Source organism: Ensifer sp. ENS11 (assembly GCF_014851895.1).
GTDB lineage: Bacteria > Pseudomonadota > Alphaproteobacteria > Rhizobiales > Rhizobiaceae > Ensifer > Ensifer canadensis.
The window spans coordinates 69,644-89,554 of the sequence record NZ_JACVAN010000001.1; the positions used below are offsets into that span (position 1 = coordinate 69,644).

Below are 19,911 nucleotides of genomic sequence, written 5' to 3' on the forward strand. Positions count from 1 at the left end.
CTATCCATTGCCCATGAAAAACGGTGATCACCTCTTCCTCGTCGACGGCTCCGGATTCATCTTCCGGGCGTTCCACGCCATCCCGCCGCTCAACCGCAAATCCGATGGCCTTCCGGTCAATGCGGTGTCCGGTTTCTGCAACATGTTGTGGAAGTTGCTCACCGATGCGCGCGACACCTCCGTCGGCGTGACGCCGACGCATTTCGCCGTCATTTTCGACTATTCCTCGAAAACGTTCCGAAACGAACTCTACGATCTCTACAAGGCCAATCGCTCGGCGCCGCCTGAGGATCTGATCCCGCAGTTCGGGCTGATCCGCCACGCCACGCGCGCCTTCAACCTGCCTTGCATCGAGAAGGAAGGGTTTGAGGCCGATGACCTGATCGCCACCTATACGCGCCTTGCCGAAAAGGCGGGCGCCAGCGTCACCATCATCTCCTCCGACAAGGACCTGATGCAACTCGTGACGCCGAACGTCTCGATGTACGACAGCATGAAGGACAAGCAGATCTCGATCCCGGAAGTGATCGAGAAATGGGGTGTGCCGCCGGAAAAGATGATCGATCTTCAGGCGATGACCGGCGACTCGACCGACAACGTGCCTGGCATCCCCGGCATCGGCCCCAAGACCGCGGCGCAATTGCTGGAGGAATACGGCGATCTCGATACGCTGCTGGCGCGTGCGGGCGAAATCAAGCAGGCCAAGCGCCGCGAAAACATCATCGCCAATGCCGACCTTGCCCGCCTGTCACGCCAGTTGGTGACGCTGCGCACCGACACGCCGCTCGACGTCCCTCTCGAGGAGCTGCATCTCGAACCGCAGGATGGGCCGCGCCTCGTCGCCTTCCTGAAGGCGATGGAATTCACCACGCTCACCCGTCGCGTGGCCGCCGCCACCGATACGGACGCCGATGTGGTCGAACCGGCCGCGGTGCCGGTCGAGTGGGGCGCGGATGCGCGCGGACCGGATCTCGACAAGGCTGCGGCTGCCCCGGCGTCGTCGAGTGCCGGCGAGGCCGCGCCTGCGGCCGTGAGCCAGGTAGCCTCCACGGGCGAGGCCACTGACGCCACACCAGAGGCGCTCGCACAATCGCGCGCAGCCCTTTTCGCCAGCGCTACCATCGACCACTCGCGGTATGTCGCGATCCGCGATCTGCCGACGCTCGACGCCTGGATTGCCGACGCCAAGGACGCGGGCCTCGTCGCCTTCGACACCGAAACGACGTCGCTCGATGCCATGCAGGCCGAGCTCGTCGGCTTCTCGCTGGCGCTTGCTGACTATGGCAAGGACCCTTCGGGAACGGTGATCCGCGCCGCCTATGTGCCGCTGATCCATAAAACAGGAGTGGGCGATCTTCTCGGCGGCGGCCATGCTGAAAACCAGATTCCGGTGCGCGAGGCGCTCAGCCGGCTGAAGGTGCTGCTTGAAGATCCTTCGGTGTTGAAAGTCGCACAGAACCTCAAATACGACTACCTCCTCATGAAGCGACACGGCATCACCGTCCAGGGCTTCGACGACACCATGCTGATGTCCTACGTCGTTGATGCCGGCAACGGCACGCACGGGATGGATGCGCTGTCGGAGCGCTGGCTCGGTCACAAGCCGCTCGCCTACAAGGACATGACCGGCAGCGGCAAATCGTCGGTGACCTTCGATTATGTCGATATCGACCGCGCCACCGCCTATGCCGCCGAGGATGCCGAAGTCACCCTGCGCCTCTGGCACGTGCTGAAGCCGCGGCTGGTGGCCAAGGGGCTGGTGCGCGTCTATGAGCGGCTGGAGCGCCCGCTCGTGCCGGTGCTGGCCCACATGGAAGAGCGCGGTATCACCATCGATCGCCAGATCCTGTCGCGCCTCTCCGGCGAACTGGCGCAAGGGGCAGCGGCGCTCGAAGACGAGATCTACAAGTTAGCCGGCGAAACATTTACCGTCGGCTCGCCCAAGCAGCTCGGCGATATCCTCTTCGGCAAGATGGGGCTGCCCGGCGGTTCGAAGACCAAGACCGGCCAATGGTCGACCTCGGCGCAGGTGCTCGAGGATCTCGCGGCGGAGGGCCACGAACTGCCGCGCAAGATCGTCGACTGGCGCCAGATGACCAAGTTGAAGTCGACCTATACGGACGCCTTGCCGGGTTTCGTCCATCCGGAAACCAAACGCGTCCACACCTCCTATGCGCTGGCGGCGACGACGACGGGACGCCTGTCCTCGTCCGACCCGAACCTGCAGAACATCCCGGTGCGCACCGCCGAAGGCCGCAAGATCCGCACGGCCTTCATTGCCACATCAGGTCACAAGCTGGTTTCGGCCGACTACAGCCAGATCGAACTGCGCGTGCTTGCCCATGTCGCCGACATCCCGCAGCTTCGCCAGGCCTTTGCCGATGGCGTCGACATTCACGCGATGACGGCTTCGGAGATGTTCGGCGTTCCTGTCGCGGGCATGCCGAGCGAAATCCGCCGGCGGGCGAAGGCCATCAACTTCGGCATCATCTACGGTATCTCCGCTTTCGGCCTTGCCAACCAGTTGTCGATCGAGCGCTCGGAAGCCAGCGACTACATCAAGAAGTATTTCGAGCGTTTCCCCGGCATTCGCGACTACATGGAAAACACCAAGGCCTTTGCCCGCGAGCACGGCTATGTCGAAACGATCTTCGGGCGGCGTGCACATTACCCCGACATTCGCTCGTCGATCCCCTCGCATCGCGCCTTCAACGAGCGCGCTTCGATCAACGCGCCGATCCAGGGGTCCGCAGCTGATATCATCCGTCGTGCCATGGTGAAAATCGAGCCGGCGCTGAGTGAGGCGAAGCTTTCCGCCCGCATGCTGCTGCAGGTGCACGACGAACTGATCTTCGAGGTCGAGGATGCCGACGTCGAGCGGACCATCCCGATCGTCGTGTCGGTGATGGAAAATGCCGCGATGCCGGCGCTCGACATGCGGGTACCGCTCAAGGTCGATGCCCGCGCCGCGATGAACTGGGACGAGGCGCACTGAGGTTTCCCTGAGGGATTCCATCAGCGACCTTGCATCGACAGCTGCGGTTATTCTTGCAGAAGGCGGCCACGACGGCCGCCTTCTGCCTGTCGGCGTATCACGATGATAGAAAGCGCATGCCGCCGCCGTCTCAGCGGTTGCGGTCGTCCTCGTCTCCCCCTAGGCAGCGATCGGGGAGGGCGCTAGCGCGCCCGGCAGAGCCGCCGATCGGAGGAGACCATGGCCACCAACACATTCATCCTTGTGCTGTCCTGTGACGACAAGCCGGGCATCGTTGCCGCAGTGACGACGGAGCTGGCCGGCCTTGGCGCGAATATCGCCGAGAGCAGCCAGTTCTGGGATCGGCACACCAACAGCTTCTTCATGCGCATCGCCTTCCAGGCGCCCGATGGCATGACGCGGGACGACGTCGAGCGGGCGTTGCGGCCGGCGGTCGACCGGTTCCAGATGCGCACCGCGCTGACGGAAGCCGCACGCAAGCCGAAGATCGTCATCCTGGTGTCGAAGTTCGACCATGCGCTCCTGCGTCTGCTCTACCAGATCCGCGTCGGCTGGCTGAACGCCGAGGTCGCCGCCATCGTTTCCAATCACGAGGACAGCCGGCGCACGGCGGAACTCGAGGCGATCCCGTTTCATCATTGGACGGTATCGAAGACCAACAGGGAAGAGCAGGAGGAAAAGCTGTTGCGCCTGACGCAGGAGACCGGCGCCGATCTGGTGATCCTGGCGCGGTACATGCAGGTGTTTTCGGACAATCTGTCAAAGCGCCTCTACGGCAAGGCGATCAACATCCATCACTCGTTCCTGCCGTCGTTCAAGGGGGCCAGGCCCTACCACCAGGCCCACGAACGCGGCGTCAAGCTGATTGGCGCCACGGCCCACTACGTCACCCCGGATCTCGACGAGGGGCCGATCATCGAGCAGGAAACCGAACGTGTCAGCCACGCGCTGACGGCGGAGGACTTCGTCGCCAGCGGCCGTGACATCGAAAGCCGCGTGCTGGCCCGTGCCGTCAAGCTGCACCTGGAACGGCGGGTGATGCTCAACGGCCATAAGACCGTCGTCTTCAGCTGACGGTGGATAGTGCAGAACGGGCGGCGGAGGGCGTGCGGAAGCTCGAAAACAGCCGCCTCAGCCCGTCACGCCCTTCGGCGACGATGTCGAACGGGCGACCAAAGAGCAGCCACTGGGTGCAAAGCCCAAGCATCATCCAGTGAAGCGTGCGGGTCGCCGACGTGGGCGTCCAGCTGTCCTGCATGTAGCCCTTGGCAAGGGCGCGGGAAAAGGCCAGTTCGAGCAGGGCATTATGATGTTCGTCGAGTTCCTTGTGGCGGGTCAGGACCTCGCTCATGTCGCCGTCGTAGTTGGTGCGCAGCATGATGGTGAGAATGCGCTGGCGCTGCTCGTCGGCGGCCAGGATATCGATCCAGGCGCCCATGGCGTCCTCGACGATTGCCAGCGTATCGGCGGCCTCGGCCTCGATTTCCTGGGCGATCATGTCTTCCTGGGGCAGCGGCACGGCATCGTGCAGGGCCAGGAAAAGATCGGTCTTGTTGGCGAAGTGCCAGTAGATGGCGCCGCGGGTCACGCCCGCTTCCTTGGCCACTTCCTCAAGCGTGGTGTTTGAAACACCCTTTTCGTAGAACACACGTTCAGCGGCGCTCAGGATCTTCTGCCGGGTTGCCTCCGCATCGGCTTTCGTTCTGCGCATTCATTCCTCCTTGCAGAACGGCCCGCCGAGAGGGCGGGCCGTCGATAGCAGTGTTATTCGGCGGGTGTTGGGGTCTCGGCTGCAGCCGGTGTGGCTTCTACCTTCTTGCGTCCGAACAGCTTCGTGACGAACACGAAGAACACCGGAACGAAGAAGATCGCCAGCACCGTTGCCGAGATCATACCACCCATCACGCCGGTACCGATGGCGCGCTGGCTGCCAGAGCTTGCGCCGGTGGCAATCGCCAGCGGCAGAACGCCGAGCGTGAAGGCGAGCGACGTCATCAGGATCGGGCGGAAGCGTAAGTGTGCTGCCTCCAGCGTCGCATCGATCAGCGATTTGCCCTGTTCACGCAGTTCCTTGGCGAACTCGATGATCAGGATGGCGTTCTTCGCCGACAGGCCGATGATCGCGATCAGGCCGACCTTGAAGTACACGTCGTTCGGCATCTCGCGCATGGTCACGGCAAGCACCGAACCGATGACGCCGAGCGGAACCACCATGATGACCGCCACCGGGATCGACCAGCTCTCATAGAGCGCAGCCAGGCACAGGAAGACGAGCAGGCACGACAGCGCGATCAAGAGAGGCGCCTGGGTACCCGACTGGATTTCCTGCAGGGACTGGCCGGTCCATTCGTAACCGAAGCCTGCCGACAGTTCGCCCGCAAGCCGCTGCATTTCGTTGATCGCGTCACCGGAGGAGTAACCCGGAGCCGCTTCGCCGCTGATGCGTACCGACGGGTAGCCGTTGTAGCCGATCGTCTGGGTCGAGGCCTTGACCCACTCCACCGTCGCGAAGGCGGAGAGCGGGACCATGCCGCCATTGGCGTTGCGGACGTTGAGGTTCAACAGATCCGCCGTCTGCATGCGCTGACCCTCGTCCGCCTGCACCGTCACGCGCTGCATGCGGCCGGCATTCGGGAAGTCGTTGACATAAGACGAGCCAAGGTTGGTCGAGATCGTCGAGTTGATGTCCGCAAAGGTCACGCCGAAGGTATTGGCCTTTTCGCGGTCGATGGCCACGCTGACCTGAGCCGCATCGGGCATGCCTTCGAAGCGAACCCCGGTCACGATCTTGCTCTGAGCCGCAAGGCCGAGAAGCTGGTCGCGTGCCTGGGACAAAGCCGCTTCGCCGAGACCGCCACGATCCTGCAGGCGGAAGGAGAAGCCCCCGGTGGTGCCGAGGCCCTGGATCGCCGGCGGCGACAGCGCGAAGCTGATCGCATCCTTGATCTGGCTCATGGCCATGGTGGCCCGCATGGCGATCGATTGAGCGGCGTTGTCGGCGTCGCGTTCCTTCCAGTCCTTCAGCGTCACGAAGGCGAGCGCTGCGTTCTGTCCGGTGCCGAAGAAGGAGAAGCCGTTGATCGCGATGATGCGTTCGACAGCCGGCTCCTGGCCGAAGATCTTCTCCGCCTGTTCCACCACCTCGGTCGTACGGTTGCCCGTCGCTTCGGAGGGGAGCTGCATCATGACGATCACGAAGCCCTGGTCTTCGTCCGGAAGGAACGACGACGGCAGCTTCATGAACAGCCAGCCGAGGCCGGCCAAGACGGCGATGTAGACGATCATGTAGCGACCGGTGCGGTGGACCAGGCGCTTCACGATGCCGCTATAGCCGTGCGAGGTCTTGTCGAAGCTGCGGTTGAACCAGCCGAAGAAGCCGCGCTTGGCGTGGTGGTGGCCCTTCGGAACCTGCTTCAGGAAGCTGGCGCACAGCGCCGGCGTCAGCGACAGCGCGAGCAGTGCCGAGAACAGGATCGACACGACCATGGTCAGCGAGAACTGGCGATAGATCACGCCGACGGCGCCCGGGAAGAAGGCCATCGGAATGAACACCGAAGCCAGCACCAGCGTGATGCCGATGACGGCGCCGGTGATCTGCTTCATTGCCTTGCGGGTGGCGTCCTTCGGTGTCAGCCCCTCTTCGGACATGATGCGTTCGACGTTCTCGACGACGATGATCGCATCGTCGACCAGGATGCCGATCGCCAGCACCATGCCGAACATGGTCAGAACGTTGATCGAGAAGCCCATCGCCAGCATCACCGCGCAGGTGCCCAGAAGAGCGACCGGCACGACGAGTGTCGGGATGATGGTGTAGCGGATGTTCTGCAGGAACAGGAACATCACGATGAAGACGAGCGCGACCGCTTCGACCAGCGTCGAAAGCACCTTCTCGATGGAAACGGCAACGAACGGCGAGGTGTCGTAGGGAACCGAATATTCCAGGCCCTCCGGGAAGAACTTCGACAGTTCGTCCATGCGCTCCTTGATCGCCGTCGAGGTCGACATCGCGTTGCCGCTTGGCGACAGCTGTATGGCGATAGCCGCGGACGGCTTGCCGTTCAGGCGGGTCGAAAACGCGTAGCTTTCGCCGCCGATCTCGACGCGGGCAACGTCGCGCAGACGAACGGAGGAGCCGTCCGGATTGGCGCGAAGCACGATCGCTCCGAATTCCTCGGCGCTCGACAGCTGACCCTTGACGACAACAGGAGCACTGATCTGCTGCGTGATCGGGTTCGGCTGTGCGCCGATCGAGCCGGATGCGATCTGGGCGTTCTGGGCCTGGATGGCATTCGTCACGTCGCCGGCGGTCAGGTTGAGGCCGAGCATCTTGTCCGGATCGAGCCAGATGCGCATCGAGCGTTCGGTCGCAAACAGCTGCGCACGGCCGACGCCGGGCACGCGCTGGACTTCGTTCAGCACGTTGCGGCTGAGATAGTCGCCGAGACCGATGGCGTCCATAGAGCCGTCGGTCGAGGTGAGCGCGACGATCATCAGGAAGCCGGAACCGGCTTCGTCGACCTGTACGCCCTGGCGCTTGACCGAATCGGGCAGGCGCGGTTCGACGCGGCGAACGCGGTTCTGAATGTCGACGGCCGCCTGTCCCGGATCTGTACCGGGTGCAAAGGTGGCGCTGATGTCGACCGAGCCGGCAGCGCTGGAGGTCGATTCGAAATAGAGCAGGCCTTCGACGCCGTTCAGCTCGTTTTCGATCAGCCGGGTGACGCTCTGATAGGTGTCCTGCGACGAAGCGCCGGGGTAGCTCGTGTTGATGGAGATCTGCGGCGGCGCAACATCAGGATATTGCGATACCGGCAACAGCGGTATCGCGATGATGCCGGCGAGCATGATGAAGATCGCCACCACCCAGGCAAAAATAGGCCTGTCGATGAAAAAACTAGGCATTAATCAGCACTCACTCTGTGGCTTCAGCGGGCTTTGCGTCGGTCGCCGCGGTCGTCTGGGCTGCTTCGGCCGCCGGCTTTGCATTCGGATCCCAGTCGGTCGGCTCCACCGGCGCGCCGGGGCCGATCTTCTGGAAGCCTTCGACGATGACCTTTTCGCCGGGCTTCAGCCCCGAGGCCACCTGCCAGCGGGTTCCGACCGTGCGTCCAAGTGTGACGTTGCGGAACTCGACCTTCTTGTCGGCGGCCACGACATAGACCTGCGACTGGCCGGCATTGTTGCGCTGGACAGCCTGCTGCGGCACGGTGATCGCGTCCTTCTCGACACCCTGCTGGACCAGCACGCGGACATACATGCCCGGCAATAGGTCGCCGTCGGGATTGGGGAACTCGCCGCGCAGCGTTACCTGGCCGGTCGTCGCGTCAACGGCCGCTTCCGAGAACAGGAGCTTGCCCTTGTGTTCATAAGGCGTGCCGTCGTCGAGGATCAGTTGAACCTCGGCCTCCTGGTCACCGCTCATCATCTGGCCGGCTTCAAGCGCCTTGCGCAGGCGGATGAGATCGGTCGCCGACTGGGTAAAGTCGGCATAGAGCGGATCGAGTTGCTGGATCGTGGCGAGGTTTTCCGAGCTGTTGGCGCTGACGAGCGCACCCTCGGTGATGAGAGCGCGTCCGATCTGGCCGCTGATCGGGGCGGTCACGTTGGCGTATTGCAGGTCGAGCTTGGCAGCGGCCAAGCCCGCCTGGGCGATGGCGACGTCGGCGTTTGCTGCAGCCAGCAGGCCGTTTGCATCGTCGAACTGCTGGGCGGCGACGACGTTTGCCTTCTTCAGAGCTTCCTGTCGGGCAGCCTTCTGTTCGGCCTGGAGATGCACGGCCTGGGCGCGGCGCAGGGTCGCTTCGGCCTTTTCGACCTGGACCTGGAAGGGAGCAGGGTCGATGCGGTAGAGCACGTCACCTTCCTTGACCTTCGAGCCCTGCTGGAAGACGCGTTCGACGACGATGCCGGAAACGCGCGGACGAACTTCGGCGACGCGCGTCGCGGTGATGCGGCCCGGCAGTTCATTGGTGATCGGCAGCGTCTCGGATGCGGTCGTGAAGACAGCGACGGCCGATGGCGGGAAGGCGGGAGCGGCCTGTTCTTCGTCTTTCTGGCAGCCGGAAAGGAGAATCACGGTTGCCAAGGCGGCGGCCAGTGTCGGTCGGTTCATGCGCATAGCGATGTCCATATTCGGTGACCGTGCGCAGCCAGTGCGTATCGCAGGGCTGCGCGGTCCGGAAGTGAAGGGAAGCAATTACCAGTATCGGGATGGGAAAATACCGGAACGCTAATATACAAACACAAATGTATGTTAATTTGCGCCGCAGTGCAACACCGTGATGCAGCGCGTTGAATCGATCAAAAAAATCAGCCGCCGCAGTGCTTTCGGCACCACGGCGGCTTGATATCACTAAGGTGTGATCCGGGTTTGTCGCCGGATTATCGTCTCAGGCGAGGACGCGGTCGTCGGCACCGAAGCGGTGCATGCTGCCGACCATCGGCGTCGCAAAGACAATGTCATCAGGCGCGTAGCGGTGTTCGCCAAACAGCCGAACGGTGATCAGACCGACCTGGTCGGACTCGATATAGACAATCGTGTCGGCGCCCAGATGCTCGACGTGGATGACCTTGCCCTTCCAGTCGCCACTCTCGCGCGACAGACCGATATGTTCCGGCCGGATGCCGATCGTCTTGGCGCCGGGATCGCCGAGGCGGGCGCCGTCGACGAAGTTCATCTGCGGCGAGCCGATGAAGCCACCGACGAAGACATTGGCCGGCCGGTTGTAGAGATCCATCGGCGAGCCGATCTGCTCGATCTGGCCGGCGTTCAGCACCACGATCTTGTCGGCCAGCGTCATCGCTTCGACCTGATCATGGGTCACGTAGATCATCGTGGCCTTCAGGCTGCGATGCAGCCGGGCGATCTCGAGCCGGGTGTTGACGCGCAAGGCCGCATCGAGGTTCGACAAGGGCTCGTCGAACAGGAACAGCTTCGGTTCGCGCACGATGGCGCGGCCGATGGCGACACGCTGGCGCTGGCCGCCGGAAAGTTCCGCCGGGCGCCGGGCGAGATAGGGGTCGAGCGACAGCATGCTGGCGGCCTTGCCGACCTTGTCCTCGATTTCAGCTTTCGGCTTGCCGGCCTGCTTCAGGCCCAGGCCCATATTGTCCTTCACCGTCAGGTGCGGATAGAGCGCATAGGACTGGAATACCATGGCGATGCCGCGCTTGGCGGGGGCCACGTGTCCGACTTCGACGCCGTCGATCTGGACGCTGCCGGAGGTCGCGTCCTCAAGGCCGGCAATGGTGCGCAGCAATGTCGACTTGCCGCAGCCGGAAGGACCCACGAAGATGACGAACTCGCCGTCCTTCACTTCCAGGTCGATGCCCTTGAGAACCTCATGGTTTCCGTAGGCCTTGCGGATGGATTTGAGTTGAAGTGATCCCACCTAATTGCCCCTCTTAAAGTTTGACCGGCTGACCGGTGCGGACGCTTTCATCAGCCGCAAGGCAGATGCGCAGCGACTGGACGGCGTCGTTCATGTGGCGGTCGAGATTGATATCTTCGCGAATGGCCTTCAGCACATAGGCCTGCTCACGATCGCAGAGTTCCTGATGGCCGGGCTCTCCGTCCATTGTCAGGTCCTCGTCCGGCTTGAGAAAGCGACCGTTGGGACCAGTTTCCGCATTGTGCACGCGAATGACCGAGGTCTTGGTGTGTGTGTCGATATCGTCCGACTTGGCATTCGGATCCATGACGATCGACACGGAGCCCTTTGGCGACATGACGTCCTTCACGAAGAAGGCGGTCTCCGAAATCATCGGACCCCAGCCGGCCTCGTACCAGCCGGCCGACCCGTCTTCGAAGATCACCTGCAGGTGGCCGTAATTGTACATGTCCGAAGCGATTTCGTCGGAAAGACGCAGGCCCATGCCGCGCACCTCCACCGGCTTGGCGTCGGTGATCTGGCACATGACGTCGACATAATGCACGCCGCAGTCGACGATCGGCGGGGTCGTCTGCATCAGCGACTTGTGGGTCTCCCAGGTCGGACCGCTCGACTGCTGGTTCAAGTTCATGCGGAAGACGTAAGGACCGCCGAGTTTGCGGGCTTCGGCGATCAGCCGGATCCACGAGGGGTGGTGGCGCAGGATGTAGCCGATGATCAGCTTGCGGCCATGCTTCCTGGCGGCAGCAACGACCCGTTCGGCGTCTGCGACCGTCGTTGCCAGCGGCTTCTCCACGAACACGTCGCAGCCGGCTTCGAAGGCGGCAACCGCATAGTCGGCATGGCTGTCGGAATAGGTACAGACCGAGCAGAGTTCGGGTTTCAGTTCCTCAAGCGCCGTCTTGAAGTCAGGATGGATCTCGTAGCCGCGCAGTTCCTCCGGAAGCTCCACCTTGGAGCGGTTGACCAGCCCGACGATCTCGAAGCCGGGATTGTTGTGATAGGCCAGCGAATGGCTGCGGCCCATATTGCCGAGACCCGCGACGAGGACCCGGACCGGTTTGCTGTTTGAACTCACTTGACTGCTCCTGCGGTGATGCCGCGGATCAGCTGCCGCGAGAAAATGACATAGAGGACGAGAACCGGAAGGATGGCGAGCGACAGGGCCGCAAGCACGGCGTTCCAGTTGGTGACGAACTGGCCGATGAAGATCTGCGAGCCGAGCGTGACCGTCTTGGTTGCTTCTGCCGGCGCCAGGATCAATGGGAACCACAGATCGTTCCAGATCGGGATCATCGTGAACACGGCAACCGTTGCCATCGCCGGCCGGATCAGCGGCAGCACGAGGCGGAAGAAGATCGAGTATTCCGACAGCCCGTCGATGCGGCCGGCATTCTTCAGGTCATCCGAAACCGTGCGCATGAACTCCGACAGGATGAACACCGCGAGCGGTAGCCCCTGTGCGGTATAGACGAGGATCAGCGCCGTCAGCGTGTTGACGAGGTTGGCAGCGACCATGCCCTGAAGGATGGCGACGGTGCCGAGCCGGATCGGGATCATGATGCCGATCGCGAGATAGAGCCCCATCAGCGTATTGCCGCGGAAGCGGTATTCCGACAGCGCGAACGCGGCCATGGCGCCGAACAACAGCACCAGCGCGATCGCGACGACCGTGACGATGAAGCTGTTCTGGAAGTAGGTCGCGAAATCGCCCTGGCCGAGCACCGTCTGGTAGCCGATCAGGCTGAAGGTCTCGGGCGTCGGGACCGTCAACGGCGCCCGGAAGATCGCGTTGCGATCCTTGAACGAGTTGATGATCGTCAGGAACACCGGAAACAGCGAGATGAGCGTATAGGCGATCAGCGCGATGTGGACGAAGCCGGTGCGGAAAATGGAGTGGCGTGCTTGCGACATCTCGGCCTCCCTTAGAACTGATAGCGGCGCATGCGGCGCTGGATGACGAAGAGGTAGAGCGAGACGCCGGCGAGGATGATCAGGAACATCACCGTTGCGATCGTCGCGCCCATCGAGCGGTCGCCCAGCTGCAGCTGGAAGCCGAAGAAGGTGCGGTAGAGCAGCGTGCCGAGAATGTCGGTCGAGCCATCAGGACCGGCAAGCGCGCCCTGCACGGTGTAGACCAGGTCGAAGGCGTTGAAGTTGCCGACGAAGGTCAGGATCGAGATGATGCCGATCGCGGGCAGGATCAGCGGCAGCTTGATCTTCCAGAACTGGCTCCAGCCGGTGACGCCGTCGCATTCGGCGGCTTCGATCACTTCATCGGGAATGTTGAGCAGGGCGGCGTAGATCAGCATCATCGGGATGCCGACATATTGCCAGACCGAGATCAACGACACGGCGATCAGGGCCGAGCCTGGCCTGCCGAGCCAGGGCGCAAACATCGACTTGAGGCCGACGAGATCGAGCATCCAGGGCGCGACACCCCAGATCGGCGACAGGATCAGCTTCCAGATGAAGCCGACGATAACGAAGGAAAGCAGCGTCGGCAGGAAGATCGCCGTGCGGTAGAACGTGACGAAACGCAGCTTCGGAATGGACAGCATGGCCGCCAGCGCAACGCCGATCGGATTCTGCACGCACATGTGAATGATGAAGAAGATGACGTTGTTCTTCAGCGCGTTCCAGAAGTCGTGCGCCCAGCGCTCCTCGCCGAACAGGACCTGGAAGTTTGCGAGACCAACGAAGGTCGGCTGGCCGTCGACCGTGTTGTATAGCGAGAGACGCAGCGTCTCGATCAACGGCAGGATCATCACCGCCGTGTAGACCAGAAGGGCCGGCAGCAGAAAGATGAGGATGTGCCAGCGTTTCGGCCGTCTCACGGTCGGCTGTCCCTCTTGCAGTGAAGTGACGTTGCTCATTGATCGTACCCGCTTGTTCGACCGGTTCCCCAGGGCGTCATGATGCACGTCGACGCCACACGGCCGGTCTTGCCGCATAACGCCTGCCCCGATCCGGGCTCATGACGAAGGTTAAGGCTATCGCGTTCTTTTGCAAACGACTGCGTCGGGGACCTCCCCATCAAGGGGAGGTCGAGGACGCTGCGGCTGGGGGAGTGCCTCCTTGGGCAATGTCCTCCCGCCCGGCCCTTGCTGCATGTTTCCTCAATCCTATCCGATTTGAGGACAAAAACATTCAGCAATTCAAAGTGCTACAGCGACCTTTGTGCGTCCGACAAGACGCGCGGCGCTGTAGGGCCGACCCTCCCCCGAAGGGGAGGGAACCAGTTGCGCTTACTTCGCCGGCTTGTACCAGCCGTCGAGACCCTTCTGCAGCTTTTCGGCCGCAACCTCAGGCGTATCCGTGCCGTTGATGACGTTGGCCGATTCAACCCAGGTTTCGTTCTCGAGGCTCGGCGTACCGCGCGCCAGGATCTGGTAGGTCGAGCGGATCGTCGGCTTGCACTTTTCGCGCCAGGAAACGAATTCCTGAGCGAGCGGATCGGTCATCTTCACCGGGGTCGAATTGAGGCTGAAGAAGCCCGGCAGCGAATTGGCGTAAATCTCGGCGAATTCCGGCGAAGCGACCCAGGTAAGGAAGGTCTTGGCTTGCTCGGCGTGCGCACTCTTGGCGTTCAGACCGACGCCGATGTCGTTGTGGTCGGAGATGTAGCAAGCGTCGCCGGCGTTCTTAACCGGAGGCGGGAAGGCGCCCATCTTGAACTGGGCCTGGGTGTTGAACAGGCCGATTTCCCACGAGCCGGCCGGATAGATCGCGGCGCGGCCGAGCGTGAACAGGTTCTGGCTGTCCGGATAGGTCTGGGCCTCGAAGCCGTCGCCGAGATAGTCCTTCCACTTGGCGAGAACGCGATAGGGCTCGACCCACGGTTCATCGGTCAGCTTCTGCTCGCCCTTGATCAGCGCAGCGCGGCCTTCTTCACCCTTCCAGTAGGTCGGGCCGATGTTCTGGTAGCCCATGGTCGCGGCTTCCCAGAGATCCTTGGTGCCCATCGCCATCGGGATGTAGTTGCCGTCGGCCTTGATCTTGTCGAGAGCTGCGAAGAATTCGGCTTCCGTCGTCGGGATCTGGATGCCGAGCTGGTCGAAGGCGTCCTTGTTGTAGATGAAGCCGTGGATGACCGAAGCCATCGGCACGCAGAAGGTGGCCGAGCCATCGTCTGTCGTCCAGGCGGACTTGGCGACCGGGGAGAAATTTTCCATACCCGGCAGCGCCGTCAGGTCGGCAAGGTGCTTCTTGTTGTAGAGTTCGAGCGAGACATCGAACGGACGGCAGGTGATGAGGTCGCCCGCGGAGCCGGCGTCGAGTTTGGCGTTCAGCGCCGCGTTGTACTCGGTCGGCGCCATCGGGGCGAACTTGACCTTGATGCCGGGGTTCTTGGCTTCGAAAGCCGGGATCAGCTTTTCCTGCCAGATCGCCAGGTCGTCGTTGCGCCAGCTTTCGATCGTCAGCGTGACGTCCTCCGCGTGGGCCAGGCCGGCCGAGCCGAGAATGCTCGACGCAAGCAGCAGGCCCTTGAGTGTCGTACGGGTCATTTAGCTTCTCCCTCTTATATGCGCCGTTTTGGCGCGGTTTGAATCCCAGGTTTATCTCAGGCCGAAACGATATCGATCGCCCGGCGCAGGTTCTGCTTGGTCTGGTTGAGCGCCGCTTCGGCTGCCGCCACGTCCTTCGCGCCCGATGCCAGCAGGATGGCGATCTTGACCGAGCCGGATGCGGCATTGATCAGCCGGCCGGCCTCGGATGCGCCAACACCGGTAATGTCGGTGACGATGCGAACGGCGCGGCCGTGCAGCTTGATGTTGTCGGCGCGCAGATTGACCATGTGGCCGTCGAGCACGTGGCCGAGATGGATGCCGACCAGCGTCGAGAACATGTTGAAGGCGATCTTCTGTGCCGTGCCGGCACCCATGCGCGTCGAGCCGGAAACGACTTCCGGCGGCGTCTGCAGCAGAATGGCGACATCCGCGTCGTTGAAAAGAGCTGCGCCCGGATTGTTGGCAACGGCGATGACTTTTGCGCCGAGCTTGCGCGCTTCGTCGGCTGCGGCCAGCGCATAGGGTGTCGAGCCGCTGGCCGACACTGAAACCAGACAGTCGCCCGCGGTGATGCCGGCCTTGCGGACGTCTTCGCGCGCCAGATCCATGTCGTCTTCGTAGCCGCCGGCGAGGTCATTGAGACTGGCGGCGCCGCCTGCAAGCAGAATGACGATCTGGTCCTGGGGGATGCCGTAGGTGCCGGGAAGTTCCAGCGCATCGGCCATGGCCATCAGGCCTGAGCTGCCGGCGCCGGCATAGGCGAGACGCTTGCCGGAGGCGAGCGTTTCTGCAGCCAGGGACGCAGCAGCGGAAATCTGCTCAATCGCGGCGTCCACGACCTTTGCTGCCGCCTGTTGTCCGGATGCGAGCAGCCGAAGCGCCAGCGCCGGATGCATGACATCCAGGCCTTTGGCGTTGTCGTGACGCTCTTCGGTCTTCACTGAAGGCATAGGTTGTGTCTCCTCTGGGTGAATTAATGCCAAAAAAATACCAATTGTCTAGGAGAAATTACATTTGGGCGTCAAAAAAAACCAATCTCTGAAATTATCCGTTGTTATTCAATGCATTATTTCAAAATTGGATATCGAGACCAATTCGGACTTGGTTATTGGTATTTTTTTGGTATCCTCTATGGGCGGAGGTGCTCATGCCAAACTACCTAATAGGAATCGATGGCGGCGGAACAAGCTGCCGGGCGGCTGTGGCTGCGGGGGATGGACGTATTCTCGGCCGCGGCAAGGCTGGTGCAGCCAACATTCTGACGGATCCTGAAACGGCGCTCGCCCATATTGGCGACGCTGCGCGGGCGGCATTTGAAGAAGCCGGTCTTGATCCCTCTGGTATCGCCGAGGCGCGCGCAATTGTCGGCGTCGCCGGGCACAATGTCGGCGATGCCGTGCATTATGTGAAGCGACGCCTGCCGTTTGCCGCAGCCGATATCGAATCGGATGGTCTGATTGCCCTGCAGGGCGCGCTCGGCGACGAGGACGGCGCCGTCGCCATTCTCGGCACCGGCAGCATCTATATCCTGCGGCAGGCCGACATCGTCAGCTATGTCGGCGGCTGGGGCTTCACGATCGGCGATCATGGCAGTGGCGCACGCATCGGCCATGCGCTTTTGCAGGAAAGCCTGCTTGCCTTCGATGGCATCCATGAGGCGTCGCCGATAACCGATTCCGTCATGGCCGAGTTCAGGAACGATCCGAGTGCTGTCGTCGATTTCGCGCGCCTGGCAAAGCCGGGTGAGTTCGGCCGCTATGCCCCGCGTGTCTTCGAAGCGGCGCAGGCGGGCGATCCCGTCGCCGTGCGTCTGCTCAAGACTGCGGCGATCACGGTCGACGAGGCGCTAGACGTCGTGGTCGCCCGGGGCGGGCGCAAGCTCTGCCTGCTCGGTGGCCTCGCGCCGCTCTATCGTCCCTGGCTTGCCGAGCGCCACCAGCCGTTTTTTGTCGAAGCCGAGGCCGACGCGCTCACCGGCGCCGTCGCACTCGCCGCACAGCGCTTCGGCTCCCGCTCGGAGGTCGGCGCATGACCGATCATCTCGCTGCCATTCTGCCGCTCGAAGGCCTGCAGGCCGGTGGATCCGGTCCGCTCTATCTGAAACTGCGGCAATCGCTGGAAGACGCGATCCAGTCGGGCAAGCTCAATCATGGCGACGCCCTGCCGCCGGAGCGCGATTTGGCCGATTACGCCAATATCAGCCGCGTGACCGTGCGCAAGGCCGTCGACGATCTCGTGCGCGACGGCTTGCTGGTGCGGCGCCACGGCTCCGGCACTTTTGTCGTCAAGCCGGTCTCCAAGGTGCAGCAATCGCTGTCGCGGCTGACCTCGTTTACCGAGGACATGGCGCGCCGTGGTCTCAACACTCATGCCCGCTGGCTGGAGCGAGGCCTGTATCATCCGTCGCCGGATGAGATGATGGCGCTCGGCCTGCCGGCCGACGCGTTGGTGGCCAGGCTCGGGCGTCTGCGCATCGCTGACGACATGCCGCTCGCGATCGAGCGCGCCAGCATCTCGGCCGAATTCCTGCCGGATCCGCAGGCTGTCACCTCGTCGCTCTATACCGCGCTCGACAAGACCCGTTCCCGGCCGGTGCGCGCCGTGCAGCGCATCTCCGCCTGCAACATCAAGGATCCGGACGCCTCCATGCTCGGCGTCGCCGTCGGCTCTGCCGGCCTTTCCATCGAACGCGTCTCCTATCTCGCATCGGGACGCGTCGTCGAATTCACCCGCTCGCTCTATCGGGGCGACGCCTATGATTTTGTCGCGGAACTGACCCTGTCGGAATCCTGACCGTCGCTCCGCAAGAAAGGAATTGACCATGCAGACCAACATGCGCCGAGAAATCGACGAGATCCCCGAAGCGGCGGCCCGACTGCTCGAGCATTCTTCCGAGGCCCTGAAGCAGGCCGGCGCAGCGCTGCGCGCCAAGGACCCGGCTTTCCTGGTGACGATCGCGCGCGGTTCTTCGGACCATGCCGCCCTGTTCCTGAAATATGCGATCGAGCTGCAGGCCGGTCGACCGGTCGCTTCGCTCGGGCCGTCGCTCGCGTCGATCTATGGCGCCAAGCTGAAGCTCGGTGGCGCGGCGGCAATTGCGATTTCGCAATCGGGCAAGAGCCCGGATATCGTCGCGATGGCCCAGGCCGCAACCGATGCCGGCGCCGTATCAATCGCACTTACCAACACCCTGCCGTCACCGATCTCGAAGGCATGCACCCATCCGCTCGACATTCTCGCCGGCCCGGAAATCGCCGTTGCTGCAACCAAGTCCTATGTCAACTCCATCGTCGCCGGCCTTGCCGTTCTCGGCGAATGGACCGGCGACGCGGCGTTGCAGCGCGCCGTGGCCGATCTGCCGAACCAGTTCGCCAAGGCGGTGAAGCTGGATTGGCATGAGTTCGCCGCCGATCTCGGCGAGGCCGAATCGCTCTACGTGCTTGGCCGTGGCCCGGCGCTGGCGATCGCCAGCGAAGCGGCGCTGAAGTTCAAGGAAACTTCGGGCATGCATGCGGAAGCCTATTCGGCCGCCGAAGTGCTGCATGGACCGGTGGCGCTTGTCGGCGCCAAGTTCCCGGTGCTGACGCTTGCGGCGCGCGATGCGGCCGAAGGGTCCGTCGCCGAGATCGCCGACGGCATGGCCGAGAAGGGCGCCGTGGTCCATGTGACGTCGAACCGCGCCGGCAAGGCCAAGCGCCTGCCGTTCGTCGAGACGGGACACCCGATCACCGACGCGCTGACCCTGATCCTGCCGTTCTATGGCTTCGTCGAAGCCTGGTCGCGCTCGCGCGGTCTCAATCCCGACGCACCGGCAAGCCTCAAGAAGGTAACGGAGACGAGATGACCGAGAAGAAGGCAATCATCGGCGCCCGCCTGTTCGATGGTATCGAATGGCATGACGGCGCCGCTCTCTTGATCGAGGCGGGTCGTGTCAAGGCCATCGTGGCAGCCGGCGATCTGCCGGCCGGTGCCACGATCGTCGATGCCCACGGCCTGCTGCTGGTGCCCGGCTTCATCGACCTGCAGGTCAACGGCGGCGGCGGGGCGCTTCTCAACGCGCAGCCGACGCTGGAAAGCATCCGCCAGATCTGTTCGGCCCATGCGAAGTTCGGTACGACCGCACTTCTGCCGACGCTGATCACCGATACGCGCGAAGTCCGCACGGCAACGATCGCCGCCGGCCTTCAGGCCAAGGCGGCCGGCGTGCCCGGCTTCCTCGGCCTGCATCTGGAAGGTCCGCATCTTTCGGTCGCACGAAAGGGCGCGCACGATCCAGCGCTGATCCGACCGATGGATGACGCCGACCTCAAGGAGATGCTCGACTGCGCCAGGGCGCTCGGCACCCTCATGGTCACGGTCGCACCGGAAAATGCGACCAAAGAGCAGGTTCGAGCCCTTGCCGACGCCGGCGCCATCGTCAGCCTCGGCCATACGGATGTCGGCTATGAGACCGCCGTGTCCTATGCCAAGGCAGGGGCGAAGACGGTGACGCATCTGTTCAACGCCATGAGCGGTCTCGGTCATCGCGAGCCTGGCGTCGTCGGTGCAGCCCTTGCGACAGGCACCCTGCACGCGGGCCTGATCGCCGACGGCTACCATGTCGACCCCGCCTCGATGGGTGTGGCGCTGCGGGCCAAGACCGGCCCGGGCCAGATCTTCCTGGTGACCGACGCGATGTCGCCGATTGGAACGGACATGACGAGCTTCGAGCTCAATGGCCGCGAGATCCTGCGCCACGGCGGTCGTCTGACGCTCGCCGACGGCACGCTTGCCGGCGCCGATATCGACATGCTCTCGTCGGTGCGCTTCGTGCACGAAAAGCTCGGCCTACCGGTCGAGGAAGCCCTTCGCATGGCATCGGCCTATCCCGCCGACGCCATGGGCATCTCCTCGCACAAGGGCCGTGTTCTGCCCGGGGCAGATGCGGATTTCGTGCTTCTGACATCAGAACTCGCCATGGGATCGACTTGGATTGGCGGCAACCAGGTCTACGCAGCCTGATCACCGATCT

General features: G+C 63.0%; 15 protein-coding genes. 6 read left to right on the forward strand and 9 right to left on the reverse strand.

Going from position 1 to position 19,911, the window contains the following annotated elements:
• Nucleotides 1-13: 13 nt before the first annotated feature.
• Both polA and purU read left to right on the forward strand, forming a co-directional pair.
• Nucleotides 14-2,995, forward strand: coding sequence for a DNA polymerase I (polA, locus tag IB264_RS00345; protein WP_025425442.1), 2,982 nt, complete (start codon nucleotides 14-16; stop codon nucleotides 2,993-2,995).
• A 219-nt stretch (nucleotides 2,996-3,214) separates the two neighbouring features.
• Nucleotides 3,215-4,069, forward strand: a complete 855-nt coding sequence (purU, locus tag IB264_RS00350; RefSeq protein ID WP_057219983.1) for a formyltetrahydrofolate deformylase — start codon at nucleotides 3,215-3,217, stop codon at nucleotides 4,067-4,069.
• Here purU and IB264_RS00355 read toward each other — a convergent pair.
• The 9 genes from IB264_RS00355 to IB264_RS00395 all read right to left on the reverse strand — a co-directional run bounded on the left by IB264_RS00355 (nucleotide 4,062) and on the right by IB264_RS00395 (nucleotide 15,850).
• The gene (locus IB264_RS00355; protein ID WP_025425444.1) at nucleotides 4,062-4,706 is read right to left on the reverse strand and encodes a TetR family transcriptional regulator; all 645 of its coding nucleotides are present in this window, start codon (nucleotides 4,704-4,706) and stop codon (nucleotides 4,062-4,064) included. The genes purU and IB264_RS00355 overlap by 8 nt on opposite strands.
• A 53-nt stretch (nucleotides 4,707-4,759) precedes the next feature.
• Nucleotides 4,760-7,900, reverse strand: a complete 3,141-nt coding sequence (locus tag IB264_RS00360) for an efflux RND transporter permease subunit (protein WP_025425445.1) — start codon at nucleotides 7,898-7,900, stop codon at nucleotides 4,760-4,762.
• A 10-nt stretch (nucleotides 7,901-7,910) separates the two neighbouring features.
• Nucleotides 7,911-9,128: an efflux RND transporter periplasmic adaptor subunit gene (locus IB264_RS00365; protein ID WP_025425446.1), complete on the reverse strand. Its 1,218-nt coding sequence runs from the start codon at nucleotides 9,126-9,128 to the stop codon at nucleotides 7,911-7,913.
• 259 nt (nucleotides 9,129-9,387) lie between these two features.
• A complete protein-coding gene (locus IB264_RS00370) occupies nucleotides 9,388-10,389 on the reverse strand; it encodes an ABC transporter ATP-binding protein (protein WP_025425447.1) in 1,002 nt (333 codons plus the stop codon).
• 13 nt (nucleotides 10,390-10,402) lie between these two features.
• Complete coding sequence (locus IB264_RS00375; protein ID WP_025425448.1) at nucleotides 10,403-11,467, reverse strand: Gfo/Idh/MocA family protein; 1,065 nt, start codon at nucleotides 11,465-11,467, stop codon at nucleotides 10,403-10,405.
• A complete protein-coding gene (locus IB264_RS00380) occupies nucleotides 11,464-12,303 on the reverse strand; it encodes a carbohydrate ABC transporter permease (RefSeq protein ID WP_025425449.1) in 840 nt (279 codons plus the stop codon). The genes IB264_RS00375 and IB264_RS00380 overlap by 4 nt, the downstream gene beginning before the upstream one ends.
• A gap of 11 nt (nucleotides 12,304-12,314) precedes the next feature.
• Nucleotides 12,315-13,265, reverse strand: coding sequence for a carbohydrate ABC transporter permease (locus tag IB264_RS00385; protein ID WP_025425450.1), 951 nt, complete (start codon nucleotides 13,263-13,265; stop codon nucleotides 12,315-12,317).
• A 372-nt stretch (nucleotides 13,266-13,637) separates the two neighbouring features.
• The gene (locus IB264_RS00390; RefSeq protein WP_025425451.1) at nucleotides 13,638-14,897 is read right to left on the reverse strand and encodes an ABC transporter substrate-binding protein; all 1,260 of its coding nucleotides are present in this window, start codon (nucleotides 14,895-14,897) and stop codon (nucleotides 13,638-13,640) included.
• Between the two features lie 56 nt (nucleotides 14,898-14,953).
• Entirely contained in the window at nucleotides 14,954-15,850 is an 897-nt protein-coding gene (locus IB264_RS00395; RefSeq protein ID WP_025425452.1) for an N-acetylmuramic acid 6-phosphate etherase, read from the reverse strand.
• Between the two features lie 197 nt (nucleotides 15,851-16,047).
• Between IB264_RS00395 and IB264_RS00400 the strand changes: the two genes are divergently transcribed.
• From IB264_RS00400 to nagA, 4 genes are read left to right on the forward strand one after another with little or no spacing between them, the layout of a single operon-like run.
• Nucleotides 16,048-16,932: an N-acetylglucosamine kinase gene (locus IB264_RS00400; RefSeq protein ID WP_025425453.1), complete on the forward strand. Its 885-nt coding sequence runs from the start codon at nucleotides 16,048-16,050 to the stop codon at nucleotides 16,930-16,932.
• Complete coding sequence (locus tag IB264_RS00405; RefSeq protein WP_025425454.1) at nucleotides 16,929-17,693, forward strand: GntR family transcriptional regulator; 765 nt, start codon at nucleotides 16,929-16,931, stop codon at nucleotides 17,691-17,693. Before IB264_RS00400 ends, IB264_RS00405 begins: the two co-directional genes overlap by 4 nt.
• A gap of 28 nt (nucleotides 17,694-17,721) precedes the next feature.
• Entirely contained in the window at nucleotides 17,722-18,744 is a 1,023-nt protein-coding gene (locus IB264_RS00410; RefSeq protein WP_025425455.1) for an SIS domain-containing protein, read from the forward strand.
• The gene (nagA, locus tag IB264_RS00415; RefSeq protein WP_025425456.1) at nucleotides 18,741-19,901 is read left to right on the forward strand and encodes an N-acetylglucosamine-6-phosphate deacetylase; all 1,161 of its coding nucleotides are present in this window, start codon (nucleotides 18,741-18,743) and stop codon (nucleotides 19,899-19,901) included. Before IB264_RS00410 ends, nagA begins: the two co-directional genes overlap by 4 nt.
• Nucleotides 19,902-19,911 lie beyond the last annotated feature (10 nt).

Excerpts from the sequence above, each read along its gene's own strand:
- polA (WP_025425442.1), top strand. The coding sequence starts at position 14 with ATGAAAAACGGTGATCACCTCTTCCTCGTCGACGGCTCCGGATTCATC.
- purU (WP_057219983.1), top strand. The coding sequence starts at position 3,215 with ATGGCCACCAACACATTCATCCTTGTGCTGTCCTGTGACGACAAGCCG.
- IB264_RS00355 (WP_025425444.1), bottom strand. The coding sequence starts at position 4,706 with ATGCGCAGAACGAAAGCCGATGCGGAGGCAACCCGGCAGAAGATCCTG.
- IB264_RS00360 (WP_025425445.1), bottom strand. The coding sequence starts at position 7,900 with ATGCCTAGTTTTTTCATCGACAGGCCTATTTTTGCCTGGGTGGTGGCG.
- IB264_RS00365 (WP_025425446.1), bottom strand. The coding sequence starts at position 9,128 with ATGGACATCGCTATGCGCATGAACCGACCGACACTGGCCGCCGCCTTG.
- IB264_RS00380 (WP_025425449.1), bottom strand. The coding sequence starts at position 12,303 with ATGTCGCAAGCACGCCACTCCATTTTCCGCACCGGCTTCGTCCACATC.
- IB264_RS00385 (WP_025425450.1), bottom strand. The coding sequence starts at position 13,265 with ATGAGCAACGTCACTTCACTGCAAGAGGGACAGCCGACCGTGAGACGG.
- IB264_RS00390 (WP_025425451.1), bottom strand. The coding sequence starts at position 14,897 with ATGACCCGTACGACACTCAAGGGCCTGCTGCTTGCGTCGAGCATTCTC.
- IB264_RS00395 (WP_025425452.1), bottom strand. The coding sequence starts at position 15,850 with ATGCCTTCAGTGAAGACCGAAGAGCGTCACGACAACGCCAAAGGCCTG.
- IB264_RS00400 (WP_025425453.1), top strand. The coding sequence starts at position 16,048 with ATGCCAAACTACCTAATAGGAATCGATGGCGGCGGAACAAGCTGCCGG.
- IB264_RS00405 (WP_025425454.1), top strand. The coding sequence starts at position 16,929 with ATGACCGATCATCTCGCTGCCATTCTGCCGCTCGAAGGCCTGCAGGCC.
- IB264_RS00410 (WP_025425455.1), top strand. The coding sequence starts at position 17,722 with ATGCAGACCAACATGCGCCGAGAAATCGACGAGATCCCCGAAGCGGCG.
- nagA (WP_025425456.1), top strand. The coding sequence starts at position 18,741 with ATGACCGAGAAGAAGGCAATCATCGGCGCCCGCCTGTTCGATGGTATC.